This is a genomic window from Nocardia sp. NPDC003999, from assembly GCF_053604885.1.
In genome coordinates, this window is the sequence record NZ_JBSGIB010000011.1 from 183,637 (window position 1) to 204,995 (window position 21,359).

Sequence of the window (21,359 nt, forward strand, 5' to 3'; positions counted from 1 at the left end):
TCCCCTCATCGAACCGCGGAAGGGGCGTGCGATATCAGATCCCGTTGTCCGCGCAGAGTTTCGCGAACTCGCCGGTGCACAACTCGGTCTTGGTGACATAACCGTCGGCCACCACGTCCTTGACGTTGCGCGGGTAGATGGCCTTCGGTTCCAGCAGCACCGACGGCACGTCGGCGTTCGACTCCGGATCGCGCACGGTGCCGTTGGTCGTGCCGGGTTCCCCCTTCACCAGGCCCACCGCCAGTTTCGCGGTCGCTTCGGCCTCTTTCTGGATCGCCTTGTAGACGGTCATGCACTGGTCGCCCGCCAGCACGTTCTGCAGTCCCTGCACCGTGGCGTCCTGCCCGCTGACCGGCACCTGACCGTTGAGCTTCTGCTTCTTCAGCACCGCGATCGCGGCGTTGGCCAATCCGTCGTTGGCCGCGACGACGCCTCCGATATCCGGCCTGCCGGTGAGCATCTGCTCGAAGATGGTGCCCGCTGTCGTGTTGTCCCACTCCGGGACAGCCTGATCGGGGCCCTTGACGTACTGGCCCGCGTCGAATCGTGGCTTCAACACACCGTCGTAGCCGGTCTTCAGCAGGGCGGCGTTGTTGTCGGTCGGTCCGCCGTTCAGGTACGCGACCACCGGGCGCACCGCGTTGCGATCGGTCAGGCACTGCGCGACTCCCGCACCGAGCAAGCTGCCGACCTTCACATTGTCGAAGGAGACGTAATACTGCGCGCCGCCGCCCAAGGTGAGCCGGTCGTAGTCGATCACGGTGACGCCCTGCGACTTCGCCTTCTGGATCACCGCTTTGCCGGTGCCGCTGTCCAGGTTGGTCATCACCAGGACCGAGACGCCGTTGGTGATCATCTGGTCGGCGATGGTCTGGAAGGCGTTCTTGTCGCCCTGGGCGTTCTGGATATCGGCCTTGACGCCAGCGGCTTCGAACGCCTGTTGCAGGTACTTGCGGTCCGCCGTCTCCCAGCGGGCGGAGGTCTTGCTGTCCGGAAGGATCACGCCGATCTGGGTTTTGCCGCCGGAGTCCCCGGAGTCGCCGCACGCGGTGAGCGTGGCGGCCAGGAGCGCGAACGACAGCGCGGCGGCGCTGAGGATGCCCTTACGCATAAGTGGGCCTTTCATCACCGGCCGGGACGATGCCCCGGCCGGTCGGAGTGGAACAAATGTTGTTCACAGCAACATATTGGACTGTGACGCAGCGCACAACAGCTAATTTGTTGTTCCGAATAACAATCTCGACACGCACGCGTTCGCTCGGGTGGACGCCACTCCGGCCGGATCGGCAAGGGACACAGGAGGGCTCGTGAACAGGGAGGTCGGCCGTCGCGCCAGGACGCGCCCGCGGACGCTTCGAGATGCCGCCCGCGCCGCGCGGACGGTCGGACACGCGAAAGCGTGGCCTACGCGCGAAACCGACCACCGAGGAACAGGCGCATGGCGGGGCTTCGGCACAGTACCCTTGGCGGTGAATCATGGCGCGGTAGCGACAGACTGGGATCCGGGAGGGGAACAGTGGATACGCTCAGGCTCGACCCGGCGGCGGTGGCCGCCTACACCGCGATCGCGGACGCGGTGTCCGAACAATTGGCGTCGGCGGCCACGGTCGCCTCCGGCGCGGTGGATCCGGAACGGCTGGCCGCCGATCTCGGCGTCGTCGGCGCGGAATTCGCGGCGCGCTTCTCCGCGGCCGTGTCCGAACACGCCGAAGCGTTGTCGACGGCCGGACAGCTGGTCAGCGCATACGGCCGAGTGCTGCGCGGTTACAGCGAGAACGCGCAGGATGTCGACGCCGCGACGGCGAGCGCGATCGCGCGGTCCGGGGAGGCACCGGCATGAGAAGCTTGATGGGACTGCGCAAACGCACCCACACCACCCAGCCCGCCGCCGAGACCACCAGGCCGGTGAGCACCGAACCTGGCGTCGATCCGCCGATCGTCGCCGCGCTGGTCAAGCCACTGCTGACGCTGCGCTCCGCACTCGGCACCGGTGTCGGCGTGCCGAGCGCGGCCGCGACCGGGGCGCTCTCGGCCGCATCCGCCCAGGCGGCCGACACCGAAGGCCCGCACCGCGAAGGGCTGCACGCCCTGGAATCGACCTGGACCTCCCAGGCCGCCGACAGCGCGGTGCCCGCGATGCGCACCACGCAGACCCAGATCGGCGACATCTCCGACCGAGGTCCGGCCTACCTGTCCGTTCTCGCCGACGCGCACGCCACCTCCGGGCGCGCGGCGCGGCGCGTCGACCAGATCATCGCCGACTTCCGGCGCGACGCGCGGGAGATCCTGGACAACGCGACCTCCGCACCGGAGACCGACGCCGTCATCACCCGCGCCACCCAGGCGCTGCGCGACGCGCTCACCACCGTGACGGCCGCGCGCACCGAAATGGACGACCACACCAGGAAACTCGACGAGATGGGACCGCTCACGGTCACCACGCCGTCCGGCGTCAGCCAGGGGCAAGCCGTCTATCCCGGTAGCACCGGGCAAGTCGTGCCCGGCACCACGACACCCGCCACCACACAGCCCATGGACCCGGCCATGGTCGCGCAACTGCAATTGCAGCAGCAGCTCATCTCCGCGGGGGTGGACCTCGGCACCACGGCCATCAACGCGGGCGTCGACATCGGCACGCACATCATCGACAAGATCGCCGAAGTCGGCATCCACGGCATCGACACCGTCGCCGCGGCCGCGGACAAGGCGATCCCGGAGCTGATCAACCCGGGCTCCACCACCAACTCCGGCACGACCGGCGACGACTCGAAGAATTCCTCGAAGTTGTTCGACTTCGGTGGATCGCCGGAGCACAAGTCGTCGACCAGCGGCCCGGGTTCGCTGATCCCGCCCGGCAATTCGTCGCCCGCCGCGCGAGCGGATGCGCCGAAACCGGAGAGCAGGCCCGCGCCCGCGGTCGCGCCGCCCGCCGTCGACTCCGCGCCACCCGCGCCCGCGAGCAGCCCGGACCATCCCGCTCATCCCGGCCCGACCGGCGGCATGGTGGTACCGCCCGCTCCGCCGCCGGGCGGCGAAGACCAGGAGCACAAGCCGCGCGACGGACAACTCGGCGTGACCATCCCGTCCGCCGTGACAGCGGTCGTACCGGTGCTGGGCGAATTCGACGATGACGCCCCCTGACCGGGAGCATCCCAGTCAGGGCGCGAGCCAGACCAATCCGTTCGACACGGGTCTGCCGATGCTGCGCATTCCGGCAGGCAAGCCGTCCAAACGACGTCGTTCACCCGGCCGGCGCAAGCAGGTTCGTCGTCGTGAGCCGCAGTACGAGGCGCCGGAGCCACCGCGCCCGCCGGAGCGGCAAGACACCCGGCCGCGCCTCGGCGAGTGGGAGCAATGGCTCGAACCCGCGCCCGCCGCGGTGCGACCGCCGCAACCCGTTGCCCCGCAGCAGCGCGGCGCACCCACCGAGCCGGTGCGGGCCGAGCCCGAGGAAGGCCACGTCACGGCGCCCGCCATCGTCAACCGATCCGGCATTCATCCCGGCACCCCGGTGCGCCACCCGCGGCGCACCGAACAGCAACGCGGCAACCGCTCGCTGACGGTCTTGATCGTGCTCGCCATCGTGATCGCCACCGTCTCGATCGGCCTGGCCATGATCTATGGCTCCGAGGCGAATTCGCGCACAGCGGCGGCGACATCACCGCCGCGCGCGGCCGGACCCGCGCCGACCACCTCGACGTCCACCTCACGGGTCAGGCCGCCGTGGGCCATCGCCACGCCGGGATGCGAGCAGAAACGCACCGCCGACGTCGTCTCCGGCACCGATCCGGGCGGCACCGGCAACGGCCCCGACGCCATCTTCGCCTTCGAGTACGCCTACTACGCCGAACGATCCGGGTACCGGGCTCGCGCGGTGGTCGCCCCCGACGCGGCGGTATCGCCCGCCGATCAGATCCAGCGCGGCATCAACCAGGTGCCTGCGGGCACCCGATACTGCGTGCAGATTTCCCGGGCCGGGGACGGACCCGACGGCCAGGCACGGTGGGAAGTCCGCTTGACGCAGCAGTTCCCCGGCGAGGAGGCGAACACCTTCACGCAGTTCATCACGACCCGTACCGGCACGGATCAAACGCTGATCACCGGAATCACGGCAGGCTGACGCTTCCGTTCGGCCACGACCGGGAACGGCGCCGCCCCAGCTCCGCTCAGTGCGGCGTCAGCTTGACGACGGGAATCACCCGGTCGGTCTTCTCCTGGTATTCGGCGAAGCCGGGCATCACCTCGACCATCGCGGCGTAGAGACGGTCGCGCTCAGCGCCTTCGGTGACCGGAGTCGCGGTCGCCGCCAGGGTCTCGGTGCCGATCTCGAGCGTGACCTCCGGGTTCGCCCGCACGTTGTGGAACCAGTCGGGATTGGTCGGAGCGCCCGCTTTGGAAGCGATCACCACGATGTCGTCGCCGTCGCGAACGAACGCGAGCGGATTGGTGCGCGGGCGACCCGACTTCGCGCCGGTGCTGGTCAGCAACAGCAATTCGCGACCGGCGAAGGGGCCGCCGACCTTGCCTTGGTTGGCGCGAAATTCCTCGATGATCTGGGTGTTCCAGTCGCCTGCCATGGCTTGTCTCTCCTGGGAGTCGGGTGCGCCGGTTCGTCCGCGAGCCTACCCAGATCTGCCCGCCGGGGCCGGACTAACGTCCACCCAACAGCGGTAGAGGGCACGATGGCGGGGTGCGGGTGCTTGTTGTCGAGGACGAGAGATTGCTGGCCGACGCGATCGCCGACGGGTTGCGCAGGCATGCCATGGCGGTCGACGTGGTGTACGACGGCACCGCGGCGCTGGAACGTACCGGCGTGCACGACTATGACGTGGTGGTACTCGACCGGGATCTGCCCGGCGTCTCCGGCGACGAGGTGTGCGGCACGCTGATCGAGTCCGGCGGCTCGGCCCGGATCCTGATGCTGACGGCCGCGAGCGCGGTGGCGGAGCGGGTAGCCGGTCTGGGGCTTGGCGCCGACGACTATCTGACCAAGCCGTTCGCCTTCGCCGAGCTGGTCGCCCGGATCCAGGCGCTCGGGCGGCGGGCACGCAGCGCCGCTCCCCCGGTGCTGGAGCGGTCCGGTATCCGGCTCGACCAGCACCGGTTCGCCGTCACCAGGAACGGTGAACCGGTCACCCTGTCGCGCAAGGAGTTCGCGGTGCTGGCCGAACTGCTGCGCGCGGACGGCGGCGTCGTCTCGGCCGAGCAGCTGCTGGAGAAGGCATGGGACGAGCACATCGACCCGTTCACCGGCGTGGTGCGGTACACGATCATGAACGTGCGGCGGAAGCTGGGCGACCCGCGGCTGATCGAGACCGAGCCCGGCGTCGGATACCGGATCCGATGAGCGGGCGCACGATCCGGCTGCGGCTCACGCTGCTGTACGCGACGGCGTTCTTCCTGGCCGGCGCGGTACTGATCGCGTTGATGTACTTCTACCTGAATCAGTCGCTGGAGCGACGGCCCGGCGGCGGTGCGCAGCAAGTGGTGCGGGAGTATCTCCTCGAGCGGGCGGAGCGCAACCGTGCTCCGGTGTCCGCGGAACTGTTCAAGGCGCTCGGCGAGCAAGCCCAGCGGAATCGGCGGGACACCTTGCGCGCCATGCTGGTGTGGTCGCTGGTATCTCTGGGCGCGGTGGGGATCGCCGCGGGTGGGTTCGGCTGGTTGCTGGCCGGACGTGCCCTGCATCCCTTGCAGCGGATCACCGCGACCGCGCGGCGCGTGGCCGACACCAGCCTGCACGAGCGCATCGCCCTCGACGGTCCGCAGGACGAGATCAAGGATCTGGCCGACACCTTCGACGCGATGCTGGAGCGCCTGGACCGGGCCTTCGACGGACAGCGCCGATTCGTGGCGAACGCCTCCCACGAACTGCGCACACCGCTGACCATCAACCGGACCCTGATCGAGGTGGCGTTGGAAGACCCCGAGGTTCCCGAGTCCACCCGCAGGCTCGGCGCCACGCTCCTCGAGGTCAACCGCCGTCACGAACGGCTCATCGACGGCCTCCTGGTGCTGGCCACCAGCGAACAGCGGCTGACCGAACACCGCAGCGCCGACCTCGCCGACCTCGCCGCCGACGCGGTCGGGACCAGAGCCGAACGGCCAGGGGCCGAGATCACCGCCGATCTCGAAACCGCGCCCGTGCAGGGAGATCCGCTCTTGCTGGAACGCCTCGTCCACAATCTGCTCGACAACGCCGTGCGCTACAACCTGCCCGAGAACGGCTGGGTGAGCATCCGGACCAGGACGGCAGGCCAGCGCGCGGTGCTCACCGTGGCGAACAGCGGTCCCCCGGTGCCCGCGTTCGAAGTCGACAGTCTCTTCGAACCGTTCCGCAGACTCGCCACCGCCGAACGCTCGGCCGATTCCGATACCCGCGGCGCCGGGCTCGGCTTGTCGATCGTGCGCTCGGTCGCACAGGCCCACGGCGGCGTCGTTCACGCGACGGCCCGCCCGGAGGGCGGTCTGGCGGTCACCGTCGACCTCCCCCGCGCGCGGGCGTAGCGAGGTGCGGGCGAGTCCGACACCTCGCCCGCAGCGTGCTCAGTAGTTGTGGCAGGTGTCGGCGATGACGCGCAGCTTCTCGCGGTGCTGCTGCGCCTCCGGCGAGTTGCGGCGCTCCTCGAACCTGGCCTTGGCCTCCGGGTGCTTGTCCAGGAATTCCTTGGCGCGCTGCTTGCGCTGCTCGACCGGGAGACTCAGGAGTTCCTGGAGTTTCGCCTTCCGGTCCGGGTGCGCGTCGAGCCGGGCGGCGGCGTCGGGGAACTGGGCATGGACGGCGGCATCGATCTGGGCGAAGCTGCACGTCGTCTCCAGCAGTCCGCCCGGCTGCGGCTGCGCGGAGGCGGTCGCCGGAACCAGCAGCGCGCCCGCGGCGAGCAGACCGCCCAGAGCGAAGGTGGCTCGAACGATTCTCGTCATGTCGGATAACCCTTTCGGTGGGGACGTGGGGCCACCACCTCGTGACCCGGCGTTCAGTCCACCAGAAGGGGTGTTTGGACGGCGCTAGGTCTTGCCGACCCTCGTCACCTACCGTTGGTGTCGCTGTCGTGTACGGATCGGCCGGCCCACTCCGCTGGAGGCGTCTTGCGCACCATCGCTCGTGTACTGCTCGTCCTCGTGGCCCTTGTCTGCGCCGCGGTGTCCACACCGACCGTGGCGCTCGGCGCTCCGGAGGCCGTGCGCCTCGACGACGTCACCGCGAGAAAGCTCGACGAATTGCTGTCGCTGCGCGCTCAGGCGCCCGCGGCGGCGAGCAAGGCGGAACTGATCGAGCTGCTGTCGCGCCGGTTCCTCGGCACGCCCTACGGCGCGAACATGCTCGTCGGATCGGCGACCCAGCCCGAACAGCTGGTCATCGACTTGCGCCGGGTGGACTGCTTCACCTTCCTCGATTACGTCGAGGCGCTCACCCGCTCCACCGACCGCGAGCAGTTCACGACGAACCTGATCCGCACGCGCTACGCGGGCGGCCGCGTGGACTTCCAGCAGCGCAAGCACTTCTTCACCGACTGGTCGAACGTCCCCGACGTCGCGGCCACCGACATCACGGCGACGTTGAGCGCCGCTGCGGTGACCGTCACCGAACACCTCAACGCGAAAGCCGACGGCGGCACCTATCTTCCGGGGCTGCCGGTGGTCGATCGCGCGATCACCTACATTCCCAGCGCCGCGGTCGGCCAGGACGTCGTGAGCGGGCTGCGCACCGGCGACTACATCGGCGCCTATGCCGACCAACCGGGCCTGGACGTCACCCACGTCGGCATCTTCGTCATGACCGACGCCGGTCCGGTCTTCCGGAACGCGTCCTCGCTCGCGGGCAATGACAAGGTGGTGGACTCGCCCTTCGCGGAGTACGTGCGGTCGACACCGGGCATCGTCGTACTCCGGGCGCGCTGACCCCACTCCTCCGTGACGGATCAGGCGACGGGCACCGGCCGCCGGACGGCCGATTTCGGCGTCGCGGTGAGCGTCTTGTCCAAGTCGGTGCGCAGCGTGGTCGCCGAGTCGAGCAGGTAGTTCTGGCGCACCTTCCACGGATGACGGCCGCCTTGCCGGGGAAAGTCGCCGATGGAGCGCTGGACGTAACCGGAGGCCAGATCCAGCAGCGGGTGCTCCTCGAGCGTGCCCCGTGGCTCTGGCACCACGGAGGCGTAACCCTTGCGGTCCATGTGGTTGAGCACCTTGCAGACCAGCCGAGAGGTGAGGTCGGCGCGCAACGTCCACGACGCGTTGGTGTACCCGATGCACACGGCGAAGTTGGGGACGCCGGTGAGCATGGCTCCCTGCCAGACGAACTGCTCGGACAAGTCGACCCGCACGCCGTCGACACTGGGCGCGATGCCGCCGAAGGCGAGCAGTCGCAGCCCGGTCGCGGTGATCACGACGTCCGCCTCCAGCACCCGACCGGACTTCAGCCGGATGCCCTCCGGCACGAAGCTGTCGATGTGATCGGTGACGACCTCGGCCTTGCCCTTCTTCATGGCTTTGAAGAAGTCCGCGTCCGGGACCGCGCACAGACGCTGGTCCCAGGGGTTGTAGCTGGGCGTGAAGTGCTCGGCGACGGCCTGTTCGTCCTTCAGGATGCGCGTGGTGAGGCCGGTGAGCAGCTTGCGCGCCGCCTCCGGCCTGCGACGGCAGTACTGGTAGAAGCCGATGCCGAACAGGATGTTCTTGGTTCGGATCAGCCGATGCGCGGGGCGCGGCGGTAGCAGCTCGCGGATCTTGTCGGCCACTTTGTCCCGCCCCGGGACGGCGCTGATCCAGGTCGGCGAGCGTTGCAGCATCGTCACCAGCTCCGCCTGCTCCGCCATCGCCGGGACCAGGGTGACCGCGGTCGCGCCGCTGCCGATCACGACGACGCGCTTGCCGCGATAGTCGAAGTCCTCGGGCCAGAACTGCGGGTGCACCACCTCGCCGGCGAACGACGCGATGCCGGGGAATTCCGGTGCGTGCGGCTGGTCGTAGTTGTAGTACCCGGCGCAGGCGTAGAGGAAGCCGCAGGTCAGCGTGCGCGTCTCGGTGGAGCCGGTCGCGTCGCGCTGCTCGAGCGTCAGCGTCCAGCGCGCGGCGCCGCTGTCCCAATCGGCCGCGAGGACCTTGGTGCGGAAGCGGATGTGCCGGTCGATGCCGTTCTCGGTCGCGGTCTCGGTGATGTAGCGCAGGATCGACGGACCGTCCGCGATCGACTTGGCGTCCCGCCACGGCTTGAACGGGTAGCCGAGGGTGAACATGTCGGAGTCCGAGCGGATGCCCGGGTAGCGGAACAGGTCCCAGGTGCCGCCCAGCGTGTCGCGGGCCTCGAGGACGGCGTAGGTCTTGCCACGGCACTCGGTCTGCAAGCGGTAGGCAGCGCCGATACCGGATAGTCCCGCGCCGACGATCACGACATCGAGGTGTTCCGGTGCTGTGTCGGTCTGCGTCATGTGTCCAGTGTGCGAGCCCTACGGGGTCGCTATCTTGACTTTGCGCGACAACTATTTGATCCTCGACGACATGTCGGTGATTCGATCCGCAGGGCTGCGCGGTTTCCGCGCGACCGTGGCCGAACTCGGTGGCGACGCGGAGGCGCTGGCCACGGCGTGCGGGCTGCCGGTGGCCGCCTTGGACGCCGACGATCTGCTCGTGCCGGACGAGCGCGTCGCGGCCGTCCTGGAACTGGCCGCGCACCAGCTGCGCTGCCCCGATCTGGGTCTGCGGATCTCCCAGCGGCAGGATCTGGACATGCTCGGCCCGCTGGCGCTGGCCATCCGGAATTCGCCGTCGCTGGCCGACGTGCTCGAGTGCACGGCGCGGTACCTGTTCCTGCACGCGCGGTCGCTGAGCCTGACGCTGGAACCGGACCCCTACGGGGATCGCGGCGTGATCGCGCTGCGCTACAGCGTGCGGCCGGGACTTCCCACCCCCGTCCAGGGCACCGACCTGGGCTTGGCGTTCGTGCATCGCACCATTCAGCGCTTGGTGGGCGACCGATACGGGTTGCGCTCGGTCGAGTTGCCCTATCGGCCCGAGGCCGCGCTCGCCGGTTACGAAGAATTCTTCAGCGCCCCGGTGCGGGTCGAGCGGCCCTTCGCGGCGCTACGTATGCCGCGCAGCCTGGCGGGCACGCCGCTCACCGGCGGTGACGAGAATCTGCACCGGCTGGCGATGGCCTTCCTCGCGGAGCAGTCCGGTGACGCGGCGGCGGCGCTCGCCCCGCAGGTGCGCGCCGCCGTACAACAGCTCCTGGGTACATCCGCGCCCGAGATAGGCGCGGTGGCACGGCTGCTCACCGTGCACCCGCGCACCTTGCAACGACGCCTCGCCGCCGAACACACCTCGTTCGCCGCGATCCTGGACGAGGTCCGCCGGGACGCGGCCCGGCGTTATCTGACCACGACGGATATGCCGATGAGTCAGGTCGCCTCGCTGATCGGGCTGTCGGAACAAGCGACCTTCACCCGATGTGCCCGAAGATGGTGGGGCACAACGCCGACCACCCTGCGCCGCGTGGAATCCGACGGAAGAACACAGCAGCACAACACTTTCGGGTGACAGGCCGACAACGGTCCGGTGTCCGATCCGCCTGTTTCGATAACGGTTGTCCCGGAAAGCCCTCGGCGCATTCCCTCCTCGACGCGGTGTCTTTACCGTCGAAGACGGGGTAGGTGTGCACCGGAAGGGGGACTCCATGAACGCCTGGCTTTCGCGTGTCACGGACACGCTGACCCGCATTCCCGGCCTGACATCGCACCAGCGCACATTTCTCGCCGAGGCGCTGGCCGAACCGGGCCGATACCTGCTCGTCCATCGCGACCCCGTGGACCTGCCCGCCACGCACGCCCATGCGTTGCTGTTCTGCGGGACAGGACTTTTCGCGTTGCGCTTCGCCGAGGGCGTCCCGGCCGAACTCGACGAGATCCACCGCGACGTCGAGGCGCGATTCGGCCGATTGCAGTTCGGGCGCGAGAAGCTGGTCCCCCATGACGTGCAGCTCGTCCTGCTCGTACCCGCCGGAATCGGGGTGCGCGTGGACGGCCGGTTCGCCGTGGCCGGGCCGGGCGAGCTCGATCGGGTGATCCGCGCACGGCAGCGGCACTTGCGACCCACCCGGGTACAGGCCATCGCGAACACCGTCGCCCACCAGTCGGCCCGCGAATACGACTTGCTGGAGTTCGAGGAAGCGGCGCAGGGCGCAGCGGATCCCGCTCTGCTCGATCGGTCGGAGGTGCTCGCGCCGCAGCGGAATACGGCGTTGCAGAGGCCGTTCCAGCACTGGATGACCTTCCTGGATCCCGAACAGGAGATCCTGGTCGCGCGCAACTACACCGGCCCCGCGCGGCTGACCGGCCCTGCGGGCACCGGGAAGACCGTCGTGGCGCTGCACCGAATGGCCAGGCAGGCGCGGCGATCCACCGGCCGTCAGCTGTACACGACGTTCGTGAAGACGCTCGCGAACTGCCAGGAGACCTACTTCCGCAGGCTCGCCCCGGGAACCGAGAGCCGCGTCCAGTTCGCCGGTCTGCACGCCTGGGCCCTGGATTTCCTCGCACAGCGGATCGCCGCGCCGAAACTCGACCCGCACGGAGCCGACCGCGTGTTCAGCCGCGTCTGGGAACGGGCGAGGGCCGACTTCGAGGACATCGAGCCGCGCGCGAGCTATTGGCGGGAGGAGATCGACCGGGTGATCAAGGGGCGCGAGATCGACGACTTGGACGTCTACCAGCGCGCGGACCGATACGGGCGCAACGGTGTTCGTCTCGGCGACGACCGGCGCGCCGACGTGTGGCACAAGCTGTACGTGCCGTACGTCAGCGAGATGCGCGAGCGGGGCATCTCCGACTACAGCGACGTCATCGCCATCGCGCTGGCCGAGATCCGCAACGAACCGCTCCCGGAACCCTATGACGCGGTCGTCGTCGACGAGGTGCAGGACATCACGCTGGCCGGGCTGCGGCTGGCCCACGCCATCGCGGGCGGCAACGGGTCGAGTCCGCTGCTGCTGCTCGGCGACGGCCAGCAGCAGGTGTACGCCGGAGGCTGGCGCATGGCCGAGGCGGGCATCGATCTGCGCGGCCGCGGCGAGATCCTGCGGGTGAACTACCGCAACCGCCGCCGCGTCTGGGAGAACGCCGCGGGCATCGATGCGGTGAACGAGCTCGGCGATTTCGACGACGCGCCCGGCGTGCCGCTGCGCGATGCCGACGTCACCCTGCCCGACGGCGTGGTGCGGATCTGGCGTGGACCGGATCAGTACCTGGAGGCCGCGCTGGTCGACGGTATTCGCGGATGCGGAAAGCCGTTGTCGGATATCGCAGTACTCACCCGGACGCGGCACGAGGCCGGGCGGCTCGCCGGGGCGCTGGAGGCCGTCGGCATCGCGACACTGCCCCTGGAGGACTACGACGGAACACCGCGGGCGGCGGTCAAGGTCGGCACGGTGCATCGCGCCAAGGGGCTCGATTTCGCGGCGGTCTTCCATCCGACCTGGCCCGCGGGCGCGGACTCACGCACCGGCGCGGGAGGCGAACGAGCCGAACTCGCCGAACGGCAGAAGCTCGTCGCGATCACCAGGGCGCGGGATTACGCCTGGATCGGAATTCGAGACGACCGGCCGGAGATCCAGCGCGGCCGATAGCTCTCCACGACCGATCCGACTCCCGGCAAGAAGTACCGCGCACGTGCGAGTATCGCGACCTTCGTTCACTCGAGGACCGGGGCGAATCCGAACGCGGTGACCAGATCCGGGTCGCCGAACGCGGTGATCCGGATGATCGAGTCCGTGGTCGTGGTGAGCACCGCGACGCCGAAAGCGCGGTAGACGCAATCCGATTGCCGGTGATAGGCGACCGCGGCGAGCTGCCCGTTCGCCGCGGCCGGGAACAGCAACCACGCGCCGGGAGCGCCGAGGACGTGCTCGGCCAGGTAGGCGACGCACGTCCGCTTACCCGAGAACCAGGTGGCCGACGGCGGCATCTCCAGCACGGCGTCCCGGTGCAGCAGTCGTTCGATGGCGGCCGGGTCGGCGCGTCGGAAGGCCGTCAGATACTCCTCGAGCAGCGCGCGCTGCCCCGGCTCGCTCGGCGGCACCGCCTGCTCGGCCGCCGCCGATACCTCCGTCAACCGGGCTCGCGCGCGCTGCAATGTGCTCTTCACCGCCGCGGTGCTGGTGTCGAGCACTCCGGCGACTTCGGCCGCGGGCATACCGAGCACGTCGCGCAGCAACAGCACCGCACGCTGCCTGCCGTTCAGGTGTTGCAGGCATGCGATCAGCGCCAGGCGCAGGCTGTCGCGAGCCACCGCGACACCCGCCGGGTCCGCCGAGTCCGGCGTCACCAGGGTGTCCGGCAGCGGCTCGAGCCACCGTACGCCCGCCGCGGCCACGGGCCGCGCCGACGGGTCCGTGCCCGCAGCGCCGAGACCGGACGGCAGCACGCGCCGACCGTGGTGCTCGAGCGCGGTCAGGCACGCGTTCGTGGCGATCCGGTAGAGCCAGGTCCGCACCGAGGAGCGGCCCTCGAAGGCGCCGAACGAACGCCAAGCCCGCAAATAGGTCTCCTGCACCACGTCTTCGGCGTCGTGGATCGAGCCGAGCATGCGATAGCAGTGCGCGAGCAGTTCCCGGCGATACGGCTGAGTACTGCGAGTGAATTCGGCGTCCGGTAGCGCACTGGTCGAGGTCATCCGCGAGTCCTTTCCCGGTTCACTACGCGTGAGCCGTCGCAGATATGGACCGGACGGGACCCGAAAAAGAATCGCTCTGGGCGATTCCTTCCGATCGCGGCGGAAGTCAGCATTACGGGAATCACCGTGATTCCGCACCGACCGAGGAGACTTCCGATGCAACTCGACGACATCGTGCGCACCCTGATCGACGGCCCGCACGCCGCCGTACTGGCCACCGCGAACGCGGACGGCCGTCCGCAGTCCTCGGTGATCTTCGTCGACCACGACGGCGACACCCTGCTGTTCAGCACGATCGAAGGACGCCTGAAGACCCGCAACATGCGGCGCGATCCGCGGGTGAGCCTGCTGGTGCTCAGCCGCGCCGACGGCCGCTACGCGGAGGTGCGCGGCCGGGTGGAGCTCACCGACGACCCGGACAAGACCCTGCTCACCGCGATGTACGCCAAGTACATGGGCGGCGCGACGCCGCCACCGGAACCGGAGGCGCGGCGGGTGATCGTGCGGATCGTGCCGGAGCGCGTCTACGTCTTCCCGCCCGCTTGAATCGTCACTGGGAAGGCGCGATTCGGCCGCTAGACTCTCCGGACGACTGGGAAGGGGGCCGCATGGACGCGGTTATCAAGGAGGTCGCCGAGGAGGGCAAGCGGCTGATCGACCGGGCTTGGCTCGGCGAGCTCAGCCGCGACCAGGCCGTGCACATGTTCGTCCAGGTCGGCGACGGCATGGTGCGCTACGAGACGGCGCTGACCATCATCGACGACGGTGTGCAACGGCTGGCCGCCAACGCCAGGCGGCTGCGGATCCTGCGCTGGTGCGCCGTGCTGGAGTTTCCGGTGTTCGGCGCGTTCGCCGTACTGGCGGTTCTGGTCGGGGATTTCACCACCGCCGGACTCTCGGTGCTGTTCCTGCTGATTCTCCAGATCATCCACCGCACGATGCCGCCGCATCCGTTGGCGGTCCCCCGCCAACCCCGCGCTTAACCGTTCGAGCTGTCGCGATTCCCGCCCGCGTCACACGGTGGTGATTAGGGTGCGTTTCATGGATCGCACGACCGACGCCTCCGGCGCACATCCGCACGAACCGCACGGCAACGGCTTCGCGTCCAAACTCAACTGGCTGCGCGCCGGTGTGCTCGGCGCGAACGACGGCATCGTGTCCACCGCGGGTCTGGTCGTCGGCGTCGCGGCGGCCACCACCGATACACCGGCCTTGTTCACCGCGGGCATCGCGGGTCTGACGGCTGGCGCGATCTCCATGGCGGTGGGCGAATACGTCTCGGTCAGCACTCAGCGCGATTCCGAGCGGGCTCTGCTGGCGAAAGAGCGCAGGGAGCTGCGCGACGAGCCGGACTACGAGCTGATCGAGCTCACCGGGATCTACCAGGCAAAAGGGCTGACGCCCGAAACGGCGCGCAAGGTCGCCGAGGAACTCACCGCGCACGACGCCTTCACCGCGCACGCGGAGGCCGAACTGGGCCTGAATCCCGCCGAGCTGACCAACCCCTGGCTGGCGGCGTTCTCCTCGGCGGTGGCCTTCACCCTCGGCGCGCTGCTGCCGTTGCTGGCCATCCTGCTGCCGCCGGTCGACGCGCGTATTCCGGTGACGTTCGCGGCCGTGCTCGCCGCGCTCGCGCTCACCGGGTCGGTCAGCGCCCGGTTGGGGGGAAGTGCCCGTGGCCGGGCGGTGGTCCGGGTGGTGCTCGGCGGCGCGCTGGCGATGGCCGTCACCTACGGCATCGGACAACTCGCCGGAATCGCCGGAGTCTGACGCGCACGCGAGAATTCGAACTTTTCCTTCGCGAGAACACGACAATGCCGGGCGGAGGCCATCGGCCTTCGCCCGGCACCGGTCGAGCGGTGCGCGGTCAGCGCTTGAACGCGTCCCGCACCTTGTCCGCGGCGCGTTTCAGATTGCCGCGGGCCTGCTCCCGCCGCCCCTCGGCCTCCAGCCGGGAGTTGCCGGTCGCACGGCCGACGAATTTCTTCACGCTGCCCCTGGTCGCTTGCACTTGATGCGCGAGGCGATCTTCGAACTTCATGCGGAATCCCTAGTAGTACCAGCGGCGGCCACCCACCGGACGGCCCACCGAACCGGCCACCAGCAGCACGAGCCCGATGATCAGCACGATGATGCCCGCCGTGGTGAGCAGCCCGATTCCGAGCAGCCAACCCAAGACCAGGAGGATGAGGCCGAGAATGATCATTGTCGTATTCCTTTTCTTCTCAATTATTTCGCGGTCACGGGTTTCGAGGTCGATACCGTGGCGCCGCGATCGGTGCGGGCAGTACCCGAACCGCCTGTGCGCAACCACCGCCGCCAAGCCGGCTCCTGCGAGGTGCGTTCCACCGGCGCGGTAGTGCCTGCGGCCAGATCGCGCCGCACCGCCGCCATCTCGCGACGGGACTGTGCGAGTTCACGACGCGCGGCCACGCCGCGGCGGGTGACCCGCCAGGCGCCGGATAGGACGAGGGCCAGTCCGAACGCCCCGATCGCACCGAGCGTTACTCCGTAACCGAACAGTGCTCCGGTGGAACCGTGGAAGTGATAGTCGAATACCGCGAAATCGCTCGTCAGTTGCTGAGCGGGGCCGGTGTTGCCCACTACCGCGGCCACTCCGATAATCACGGCCGCGATCAAGGCGATGAGCCCGATGATGATGATCATGGCAATCCCTGTTGCGTCGAGTCGTTTGACAACCCGGCTATTCCCGGGGTCTCCACGATCAAACGGGACGGAAAGGAAAGTTTGAGCGAGCGCGATCGGTCAATGCGAATTACATGACGTACACGGTTACTCTGCACAACGTTACCCGCGAGTCCGCGTCCGCGATCGAATCGTCACTGCGCGGCGTCAACGGTATCGATTCCGTCGACATCGACGTGGCCTCGGAGCGCGCGCTCGTGAACTCGACCACGCTGACCTACGGTGAAGTCCTCGACGCGATCCGGCAGACCGGAGCCGCCGCCTCCTGATCGGCGCGCAGCACGCACCGGCAGCCCTCGGCAGCCTCCGTCCCCAGGACACAGTGCGGGATGATGGGCGAGTGACGGATGTGTTCGACTCCGACTTCGCCCGTAACCCGTGGCCCACGCTCGAGCGACTGCGCATCGAAGGGGGCGTTCACCGCGTTCGCACGCCCGATGGGCCACCGGCCTGGCTGGTGACGCGATACCGCGACGTACGGGCCGGGCTGCTGGATGAGCGGCTCTCCACCCGGGTCCGGTATGCCCAGGGAGACGACTACCGGGGCTTCTCGGTGCCGCCACCGCTGGACGCGATGCTCAGTGCCGCGCCGGCCGACCATGCACGCCTGCGCGGTCTGGTGACCTCCGAGTTGTCGCCACGCCGATTGGCCGAGTGGACCGACCGCGCGCCCCGCTTGGTGGATTCGCTGCTGCACGAGGATGATTCGGGCGAGACCGTCGATCTCGTCGAGCGTCTTGCCGTGCCGCTTCCCGCCGCCGTGCTGGGCGAACTACTCGGCCTCGACGACCACACTGCCGAACGCCTTCGCGGCTGGGCGAATTCGACGCTCCTGCCGTCGGCCGCACCACCGCGCGCCCGCGACACCCTGGCCACCATGCTCGCGATCATCGCGGACGCCACCGCGCGGGCACCGCGCTCCGACACCGCGCTGGGGCGCTGGGTAGGCGCACACCGGGCCTGCGGGTCGCCGACCGGTGCTGAGCTGACCGGGCTGCTGTTCTACCTGCTGTTCGTCTGGTATGAAGTGCTCGCCGATCTGATCGCCGGTTCGGTGCTCACCTTGCTCGGCAGTCCGGGCCTGCGGCAGACGTGGTACGCCCTGGGCGACAAGCGATCAGCCGTGGACGAGCTGCTGCGGCACCTCTCCCCGCAGGTGCTGGCCGGACCGCGCTTCGCGACCACCGACCTGGTCATCGGCGACACGACGATCGCCGCGGGACAGACGGTACTGCTGTGCCTGGCATCGGCCAACCACGATCCCGAAATCTTCCCGCGCCCAGCGGTACCGGACCTCGCCAGGGACCGCGCGGACCAGCTCGCGCTCGGCTACGGCATGCACGCCTGCTTGGGGAACGCGCTGGTACACACCCTCACCGCGGCCGCTCTCGAGCACGTCCTCACGCGATGGCCGGATGCGGCGCTCGCGGTGGACGAACGAGAGATCGCCTGGCGCTCCGGTTTCCGCCATCGCGGACCACTGACACTACCGGTGCGGCTCCGATGAAATGGGGCGAGCGACGATGATCGCCCCACCTGCTACCGCTCTGGGATGCCGGGCCTCTCGTGGCCGACGCCCCTTCGGGGGCGACCACACCGGCATGTGCTGGCGGAGCAGGGACGAGTATGATCTACGCCACAGGCCCTGTCAACCACAGGAGACACGCTGATATGGGGGACGGCTTACACCCGTTTACACGGGCTCTCAACACGCTCATCAACGGAATACACCCGCCCGCAGGCAAAGACGGGCGACCGCAGGAGATCACCCACCGGGCGCTCGCCGAAGACATCCACCGCACCACCGGAACGCGCCTGTCCGCCAACTACCTCTGGAAGCTGCGCACCGGGCAGGCGGTGAACCCGTCCTACGAGACGCTGGAGGTGTTGCGCGGCTACTTCGGGCTCGACAGCCTGGATCCGTTCACCGACCCGCGACTGGCGGCAGCGCGCGGCAGCGAATTGGCATTGATCAACGCGCTCAAGGGAAATGCCGAACACGAGGTACTCGAACTGGTGCTGCGCGACGGGCTGCAACAGGGTACGGTCCGCGCTGAATCGGTGCTGGCGATGCTGGACATCCTGCGACGCATCGAGAACGAGCACAACGGGTGAGCGATGCGGATCGCGGCTTGGAGCAAGGACGGAGGTGACCAGCCGGTGCTGGATCGTCGCTGGCTGCGCCGGGAGCTGCGCGCCATGGGACTGCCCGGGCGGTTCACCGTCGGCGAGCTGGCCGAGGCCGTCGCCGAGCGGCGCGCCCGTCCCCTGCGGCTGCGCCCGGAGAGCTTCCCGGTCACCGGCCTCACCGGCGGCCTGCTGGTCACCGACGCGATCGATTTCATCGCCTATCAGCGCAACACCTCCAAGATGCATCAGGATCACATCGTCTGTCACGAACTCGGCCATCTGCTCGCCGGCCACCGCACCGTCGACGTGCGCGGCGCGGAAGCCGTGCGGCTGCTCGCGCCGAACATCGACCCCGCGGTTGTGCGGCGCATGCTCGGGCGCACCAGCTACGCGCAGCCGCAGGAACGCGAGGCCGAACACCTCGCGAATATGCTGATGACGCACCACATCACGCAGTGGACGGCACGGGAGGAGTGGGTCCTGCCCGATTCCGCGCCGGTCGCCGCGCGCCGACTGCTGGACGCGCTGGGGCCGGGGCCGAGCTGAGCATGTGGTTCGCGCTGGTGTACGGCGGCGTGGGCGTCTTCGCCTTCGCGGCGTTCCTGTGGCGAACCGGTCTGGCCCTGCGCAACCCGGGCAACCCCGCGCGCTGGGCGGTCGCGTTCGCCATCCTCGCGGCGGGCATCGGGTTCGAAGCGGCTGTGCCGCGCACCTATACCTGGATCGATGACGTCTCCGGCGTGCCCAACCTGGCGTCTCTGGTGGTGTACGGAGCCATCGCGGGCGCGGTGCTCGCCCAAGTGGTCTGGACGGGGTTCATGGTGGCGGAGCGGGAACCGGACGCGAGCGCGGCACGGCGCGTGCTCGTCCCGCCGGTGCTCGTGCCCGTCGTGCTGGCGGCGCTGTTCACGGCGGCGCCGGTGCACGACGAGAGTCATCCCACCGACTTCGACGACCACTACGCGAAAGTCCCGCTGGCGGTGGCGTTCTTCGGCGTCTACCTCACCGTCTACTCTGCGGCGCTGATCCGCATCATCGTGTTGTGCCGCCGGTGGATGGGCGAGGTCGATCGAATCTGGTTGCGCCGCGGCCTGCGGCTGCTCGCGCTCGGCAGCGCCGTCGCGCTCGGCTACAGCGTGGGCAAGGTGATCGCGATCGGCGCGGCGTGGGCCGGTATCGATCTGCGTCTCCTCAACACCGATATCGCGCCCGCGTTCGCGAGCCTGGGCGCCACCGTCATGCTGGTCGGCTACCTGTGCCCCTCGTTGGCGCCGTGGCTGCTGCACACCACCGCCCGGCTGCGGGCGCTGCCGCGGCTGCGCCCGTTGTGGCTGGCCCTGCGCGAGGTGGACCCGGAACTGGCGCATCCGCCGGACCGGCGCGGCACGGCGGCCCGAGATCGGGTGTACCGCAGGGTGATCGAGATACGGGACTGGCTGTTGCGGTTGCGACCGCATCTGTCCGCCGAAGCGGTGGCGATCGCCGAGCGCTTGGCGACCGAACTGGCGATCCCGGATCGCAGCAGAGCCGCCGCGATCGAGGCCGCCCGCATCGCCGCGGCGCTACGGGCGCACCGGCTCGGTCTGCCGCCCACCGGCGACGACCAGTCGTTCCGTGAACCGAGTCGACCCACGCTGGCCGCCGAGTCGGCCTGGCTGGTCGAGGTCGCCGTCCAATTCGAGACGGGGCCATTGGTTTCGGCGACCCTGGCCGAGCTGGAGAACACCGGCGATCCGGCGGCCCCGCGCTGAACTCAGTACGGGCGGCTCGGCACGCGCGTCCGCCGGATCGGCACCACGGTCCACCAGGTGACGCAACGCCACACCCATTCCAGCGGGCCGTACTCGAACAACCGCAACCACACGGCACTGCACACCGCCTGCACCGCGATGATCCCGACCGCCAACCCGAGCACCGCCGCGTAGCTGCCGGAGCCGGACAGGCCGAGACGCGGTGCCGCGAGCAGGATCAGCGCGGTGGCGCCGACGTAGTTGGTCAAAGCCAGGCGACCCAGCGGCCGCAACACCTCCGCCAGTACCTGGCCCGGCTCGATGCGCAGCAACAGCAGCAGCCCGGTGACATAGGCCAGCGCGCCCAGTAGACCAGCGACAGCCACGGCGGGAGTGGACCACAGCTCCAGATACGGCGTGCGGTATTCCCACCTGCCCGCCACTATCGCGGCGGGCAGGGCGAGGGCGAAGACCGCGGCGATCTGCCAGCCCCGCTCATCGAGTGTGTCCACGATCCCGGCGCGCGCGGTGGCCAGGCCGAGCAGGAACAACCCTGGCGCCAGGGCCAGCCCGCCGCCGAGGGCCAGCGCCACGCCGAAGGTCCCTACCAGTCCCGCTAGCAGCACCGCCCAGTTCGGCAGCGCCGAGGCGGGCAGCAGGATCGCCAGCCCGGCCAACGCGTACGGCAGCAGCGCCTCACTCGGCTGGAACTGCTGATGGACCAGGCCGATCACCCCGAGCGCGAGCAAGCGGCGGATCAGGACCAGTCGCGGGCGCTCGCTCCGTTCCTCGGCACTGTCCAGCAGCAGTGCGAAGCCGATTCCGAACAGGAACGAGAAGATCGGGAAGAACCGTCCCTCGAACACCACCGACAGCGTGTGCCGGATCGGTAGCACCACGCCCGATTCGTCCGTCGCCGCGATGTCGGTGATCCGCCAGATGTTCACCACCAGCATGCCGCACAGCGCGAAGCCACGAACCGCGTCGAGTTCCTCGATGCGTAGCGGACCCGCGTCGTGGTGCATGGATTCACGGTATCCAGCGGCGGCCCCGAAGCCGGTATCTCGCGCCGAGATGTCGCCCACATTGATTAACGCACTAACTATTCATGCGCTAATTTAAGGGAGG

Annotated in this window: 25 protein-coding genes; 16 read left to right on the forward strand and 9 right to left on the reverse strand. The window is 69.1% G+C overall.

What is annotated here, in order from left to right:
* Nucleotides 1–34: 34 nt before the first annotated feature.
* Nucleotides 35–1,111 carry a sugar ABC transporter substrate-binding protein gene (locus tag ACWESM_RS22525; RefSeq protein WP_355075677.1) on the reverse strand — a complete coding sequence of 359 codons (1,077 nt, stop codon included), beginning with the start codon at nt 1,109–1,111 and terminating at the stop codon, nt 35–37.
* Nucleotides 1,112–1,516: 405 nt separating this feature from the next.
* Here ACWESM_RS22525 and ACWESM_RS22530 point away from each other — a divergent pair, with 405 nt between their 5' ends.
* From ACWESM_RS22530 to ACWESM_RS22540, 3 genes are read left to right on the forward strand one after another with little or no spacing between them, the layout of a single operon-like run.
* A complete protein-coding gene (locus tag ACWESM_RS22530) occupies nt 1,517–1,840 on the forward strand; it encodes a hypothetical protein (protein ID WP_364430045.1) in 324 nt (107 codons plus the stop codon).
* The gene (locus ACWESM_RS22535; protein WP_452493533.1) at nt 1,837–3,141 is read left to right on the forward strand and encodes a hypothetical protein; all 1,305 of its coding nucleotides are present in this window, start codon (nt 1,837–1,839) and stop codon (nt 3,139–3,141) included. Before ACWESM_RS22530 ends, ACWESM_RS22535 begins: the two co-directional genes overlap by 4 nt.
* A complete protein-coding gene (locus tag ACWESM_RS22540; protein ID WP_452493535.1) occupies nt 3,128–4,120 on the forward strand; it encodes a hypothetical protein in 993 nt (330 codons plus the stop codon). The genes ACWESM_RS22535 and ACWESM_RS22540 overlap by 14 nt, the downstream gene beginning before the upstream one ends.
* Before the next feature lie 46 nt (nt 4,121–4,166).
* On the opposite strand, the gene ACWESM_RS22545 is transcribed toward ACWESM_RS22540, so the two are convergent.
* Nucleotides 4,167–4,577 (reverse strand): nitroreductase family deazaflavin-dependent oxidoreductase, encoded by a 411-nt coding sequence (locus ACWESM_RS22545; protein WP_355075669.1) that lies wholly within the window; start codon nt 4,575–4,577, stop codon nt 4,167–4,169.
* Nucleotides 4,578–4,690: 113 nt separating this feature from the next.
* Here ACWESM_RS22545 and ACWESM_RS22550 point away from each other — a divergent pair, with 113 nt between their 5' ends.
* The gene (locus ACWESM_RS22550) at nt 4,691–5,347 is read left to right on the forward strand and encodes a response regulator transcription factor (RefSeq protein ID WP_355075668.1); all 657 of its coding nucleotides are present in this window, start codon (nt 4,691–4,693) and stop codon (nt 5,345–5,347) included.
* Nucleotides 5,344–6,507, forward strand: a complete 1,164-nt coding sequence (locus tag ACWESM_RS22555; protein WP_364430058.1) for a sensor histidine kinase — start codon at nt 5,344–5,346, stop codon at nt 6,505–6,507. Before ACWESM_RS22550 ends, ACWESM_RS22555 begins: the two co-directional genes overlap by 4 nt.
* A 39-nt stretch (nt 6,508–6,546) precedes the next feature.
* Here the strand turns inward: ACWESM_RS22555 and ACWESM_RS22560 are convergent, their stop codons facing one another.
* Nucleotides 6,547–6,924 carry a hemophore-related protein gene (locus ACWESM_RS22560; RefSeq protein ID WP_364430061.1) on the reverse strand — a complete coding sequence of 126 codons (378 nt, stop codon included), beginning with the start codon at nt 6,922–6,924 and terminating at the stop codon, nt 6,547–6,549.
* A 165-nt stretch (nt 6,925–7,089) separates the two neighbouring features.
* On the opposite strand from ACWESM_RS22560, the gene ACWESM_RS22565 reads away from it, so the two are divergent.
* Nucleotides 7,090–7,902, forward strand: coding sequence for a DUF1460 domain-containing protein (locus ACWESM_RS22565; protein ID WP_364430064.1), 813 nt, complete (start codon nt 7,090–7,092; stop codon nt 7,900–7,902).
* Nucleotides 7,903–7,922: 20 nt separating this feature from the next.
* Here the strand turns inward: ACWESM_RS22565 and ACWESM_RS22570 are convergent, their stop codons facing one another.
* Nucleotides 7,923–9,428, reverse strand: a complete 1,506-nt coding sequence (locus tag ACWESM_RS22570) for a flavin-containing monooxygenase (RefSeq protein WP_452493537.1) — start codon at nt 9,426–9,428, stop codon at nt 7,923–7,925.
* A 34-nt stretch (nt 9,429–9,462) separates the two neighbouring features.
* Here ACWESM_RS22570 and ACWESM_RS22575 point away from each other — a divergent pair, with 34 nt between their 5' ends.
* Entirely contained in the window at nt 9,463–10,536 is a 1,074-nt protein-coding gene (locus ACWESM_RS22575; RefSeq protein WP_364430070.1) for an AraC family transcriptional regulator, read from the forward strand.
* A gap of 136 nt (nt 10,537–10,672) precedes the next feature.
* Nucleotides 10,673–12,619: a UvrD-helicase domain-containing protein gene (locus ACWESM_RS22580; RefSeq protein WP_452493540.1), complete on the forward strand. Its 1,947-nt coding sequence runs from the start codon at nt 10,673–10,675 to the stop codon at nt 12,617–12,619.
* A 65-nt stretch (nt 12,620–12,684) separates the two neighbouring features.
* On the opposite strand, the gene ACWESM_RS22585 is transcribed toward ACWESM_RS22580, so the two are convergent.
* The gene (locus ACWESM_RS22585) at nt 12,685–13,665 is read right to left on the reverse strand and encodes a sigma-70 family RNA polymerase sigma factor (protein WP_452493542.1); all 981 of its coding nucleotides are present in this window, start codon (nt 13,663–13,665) and stop codon (nt 12,685–12,687) included.
* A 156-nt stretch (nt 13,666–13,821) separates the two neighbouring features.
* Here ACWESM_RS22585 and ACWESM_RS22590 point away from each other — a divergent pair, with 156 nt between their 5' ends.
* The 3 genes from ACWESM_RS22590 to ACWESM_RS22600 all read left to right on the forward strand — a co-directional run bounded on the left by ACWESM_RS22590 (nt 13,822) and on the right by ACWESM_RS22600 (nt 15,435).
* The gene (locus ACWESM_RS22590) at nt 13,822–14,211 is read left to right on the forward strand and encodes a PPOX class F420-dependent oxidoreductase (protein WP_355075652.1); all 390 of its coding nucleotides are present in this window, start codon (nt 13,822–13,824) and stop codon (nt 14,209–14,211) included.
* A 62-nt stretch (nt 14,212–14,273) separates the two neighbouring features.
* Nucleotides 14,274–14,648 (forward strand): hypothetical protein, encoded by a 375-nt coding sequence (locus tag ACWESM_RS22595; protein ID WP_379254129.1) that lies wholly within the window; start codon nt 14,274–14,276, stop codon nt 14,646–14,648.
* Nucleotides 14,649–14,706: 58 nt separating this feature from the next.
* Nucleotides 14,707–15,435, forward strand: coding sequence for a VIT1/CCC1 transporter family protein (locus tag ACWESM_RS22600; protein ID WP_355075648.1), 729 nt, complete (start codon nt 14,707–14,709; stop codon nt 15,433–15,435).
* Between the two features lie 97 nt (nt 15,436–15,532).
* Here the strand turns inward: ACWESM_RS22600 and ACWESM_RS22605 are convergent, their stop codons facing one another.
* Genes ACWESM_RS22605 through ACWESM_RS22615 form a run of 3 tightly spaced genes read right to left on the reverse strand, consistent with a single transcriptional unit; the run spans nt 15,533 to nt 16,332 of the window.
* Complete coding sequence (locus tag ACWESM_RS22605) at nt 15,533–15,706, reverse strand: CsbD family protein (protein ID WP_355075646.1); 174 nt, start codon at nt 15,704–15,706, stop codon at nt 15,533–15,535.
* 9 nt (nt 15,707–15,715) lie between these two features.
* Nucleotides 15,716–15,871 (reverse strand): DUF6131 family protein, encoded by a 156-nt coding sequence (locus ACWESM_RS22610; RefSeq protein WP_086006372.1) that lies wholly within the window; start codon nt 15,869–15,871, stop codon nt 15,716–15,718.
* Nucleotides 15,872–15,894: 23 nt separating this feature from the next.
* Nucleotides 15,895–16,332 (reverse strand): hypothetical protein, encoded by a 438-nt coding sequence (locus tag ACWESM_RS22615; protein ID WP_356966932.1) that lies wholly within the window; start codon nt 16,330–16,332, stop codon nt 15,895–15,897.
* Between the two features lie 113 nt (nt 16,333–16,445).
* Between ACWESM_RS22615 and ACWESM_RS22620 the strand changes: the two genes are divergently transcribed.
* The 5 genes from ACWESM_RS22620 (at nt 16,446) to ACWESM_RS22640 (ending at nt 20,252) form a co-directional block, all read left to right on the forward strand.
* Nucleotides 16,446–16,640: a heavy-metal-associated domain-containing protein gene (locus ACWESM_RS22620; protein WP_067802986.1), complete on the forward strand. Its 195-nt coding sequence runs from the start codon at nt 16,446–16,448 to the stop codon at nt 16,638–16,640.
* 71 nt (nt 16,641–16,711) lie between these two features.
* Complete coding sequence (locus ACWESM_RS22625) at nt 16,712–17,878, forward strand: cytochrome P450 (RefSeq protein ID WP_364430088.1); 1,167 nt, start codon at nt 16,712–16,714, stop codon at nt 17,876–17,878.
* Nucleotides 17,879–18,042: 164 nt separating this feature from the next.
* A complete protein-coding gene (locus tag ACWESM_RS22630) occupies nt 18,043–18,486 on the forward strand; it encodes a hypothetical protein (RefSeq protein WP_355075641.1) in 444 nt (147 codons plus the stop codon).
* A gap of 3 nt (nt 18,487–18,489) precedes the next feature.
* Nucleotides 18,490–19,047 carry a hypothetical protein gene (locus tag ACWESM_RS22635; RefSeq protein WP_364430092.1) on the forward strand — a complete coding sequence of 186 codons (558 nt, stop codon included), beginning with the start codon at nt 18,490–18,492 and terminating at the stop codon, nt 19,045–19,047.
* A gap of 2 nt (nt 19,048–19,049) precedes the next feature.
* Nucleotides 19,050–20,252 carry an MAB_1171c family putative transporter gene (locus ACWESM_RS22640; RefSeq protein WP_452493546.1) on the forward strand — a complete coding sequence of 401 codons (1,203 nt, stop codon included), beginning with the start codon at nt 19,050–19,052 and terminating at the stop codon, nt 20,250–20,252.
* Between the two features lie 2 nt (nt 20,253–20,254).
* On the opposite strand, the gene ACWESM_RS22645 is transcribed toward ACWESM_RS22640, so the two are convergent.
* Complete coding sequence (locus ACWESM_RS22645; RefSeq protein ID WP_452493547.1) at nt 20,255–21,256, reverse strand: DUF418 domain-containing protein; 1,002 nt, start codon at nt 21,254–21,256, stop codon at nt 20,255–20,257.
* Nucleotides 21,257–21,359 lie beyond the last annotated feature (103 nt).

Coding starts and splice junctions, on each gene's coding strand:
- ACWESM_RS22645 (WP_452493547.1), bottom strand. CDS start 21,256: ATGCACCACGACGCGGGTCCGCTACGCATCGAGGAACTCGACGCGGTT.
- ACWESM_RS22620 (WP_067802986.1), top strand. CDS start 16,446: ATGACGTACACGGTTACTCTGCACAACGTTACCCGCGAGTCCGCGTCC.
- ACWESM_RS22535 (WP_452493533.1), top strand. CDS start 1,837: ATGAGAAGCTTGATGGGACTGCGCAAACGCACCCACACCACCCAGCCC.
- ACWESM_RS22605 (WP_355075646.1), bottom strand. CDS start 15,706: ATGAAGTTCGAAGATCGCCTCGCGCATCAAGTGCAAGCGACCAGGGGC.
- ACWESM_RS22600 (WP_355075648.1), top strand. CDS start 14,707: ATGGATCGCACGACCGACGCCTCCGGCGCACATCCGCACGAACCGCAC.
- ACWESM_RS22595 (WP_379254129.1), top strand. CDS start 14,274: ATGGACGCGGTTATCAAGGAGGTCGCCGAGGAGGGCAAGCGGCTGATC.
- ACWESM_RS22555 (WP_364430058.1), top strand. CDS start 5,344: ATGAGCGGGCGCACGATCCGGCTGCGGCTCACGCTGCTGTACGCGACG.
- ACWESM_RS22570 (WP_452493537.1), bottom strand. CDS start 9,428: ATGACGCAGACCGACACAGCACCGGAACACCTCGATGTCGTGATCGTC.
- ACWESM_RS22635 (WP_364430092.1), top strand. CDS start 18,490: ATGCGGATCGCGGCTTGGAGCAAGGACGGAGGTGACCAGCCGGTGCTG.
- ACWESM_RS22610 (WP_086006372.1), bottom strand. CDS start 15,871: ATGATCATTCTCGGCCTCATCCTCCTGGTCTTGGGTTGGCTGCTCGGA.
- ACWESM_RS22545 (WP_355075669.1), bottom strand. CDS start 4,577: ATGGCAGGCGACTGGAACACCCAGATCATCGAGGAATTTCGCGCCAAC.
- ACWESM_RS22580 (WP_452493540.1), top strand. CDS start 10,673: ATGAACGCCTGGCTTTCGCGTGTCACGGACACGCTGACCCGCATTCCC.
- ACWESM_RS22640 (WP_452493546.1), top strand. CDS start 19,050: ATGTGGTTCGCGCTGGTGTACGGCGGCGTGGGCGTCTTCGCCTTCGCG.
- ACWESM_RS22615 (WP_356966932.1), bottom strand. CDS start 16,332: ATGATCATCATCATCGGGCTCATCGCCTTGATCGCGGCCGTGATTATC.
- ACWESM_RS22590 (WP_355075652.1), top strand. CDS start 13,822: ATGCAACTCGACGACATCGTGCGCACCCTGATCGACGGCCCGCACGCC.
- ACWESM_RS22585 (WP_452493542.1), bottom strand. CDS start 13,665: ATGACCTCGACCAGTGCGCTACCGGACGCCGAATTCACTCGCAGTACT.
- ACWESM_RS22630 (WP_355075641.1), top strand. CDS start 18,043: ATGGGGGACGGCTTACACCCGTTTACACGGGCTCTCAACACGCTCATC.
- ACWESM_RS22560 (WP_364430061.1), bottom strand. CDS start 6,924: ATGACGAGAATCGTTCGAGCCACCTTCGCTCTGGGCGGTCTGCTCGCC.
- ACWESM_RS22525 (WP_355075677.1), bottom strand. CDS start 1,111: ATGCGTAAGGGCATCCTCAGCGCCGCCGCGCTGTCGTTCGCGCTCCTG.
- ACWESM_RS22540 (WP_452493535.1), top strand. CDS start 3,128: ATGACGCCCCCTGACCGGGAGCATCCCAGTCAGGGCGCGAGCCAGACC.